Below are 375 nucleotides of genomic sequence, written 5' to 3' on the forward strand. Positions count from 1 at the left end.
TCGCTGCCAGGTCTATTAAAGGCAATGCCATCACAAAAAGATGGATCACAATCTTCTCGACACACAACACTCCCTCACGGGCCATAAACCCGAAACAAAAACAACGCGGGGTGGAGCAGCCCGGTAGCTCGTCAGGCTCATAACCTGAAGGCCGCAGGTTCAAATCCTGCCCCCGCAACCACCGAAACTTGTAAATCTGCCCATTCCGGATAGCGCTTCAAAATCTCCTCACAGTAGCTGTCGATGAGTGCCTCCTGCTTGTTCTTGGTCTCGATCAGGCCAGCGTCCAGCTTGTCTACGAAATCTTCGTGCACCTCTGCTAGGAAGCGGCGCTCCATGTAGTCCAGGACATCCATCTGAGCCAGGATCGAACCG

The 375-nt window shown here is 53.6% G+C and carries 1 tRNA gene; it reads left to right on the forward strand.

The window, feature by feature from the left end:
- Nucleotides 1-104: 104 nt before the first annotated feature.
- Nucleotides 105-181: transfer RNA gene (locus tag M0654_RS22620), tRNA-Met, on the forward strand.
- The last annotated feature ends 194 nt before the right edge of the window (nt 182-375 follow it).

This window comes from Neorhizobium turbinariae, from assembly GCF_023223505.1.
GTDB classification, from domain to species: Bacteria; Pseudomonadota; Alphaproteobacteria; order Rhizobiales; family Rhizobiaceae; genus Neorhizobium; species Neorhizobium turbinariae.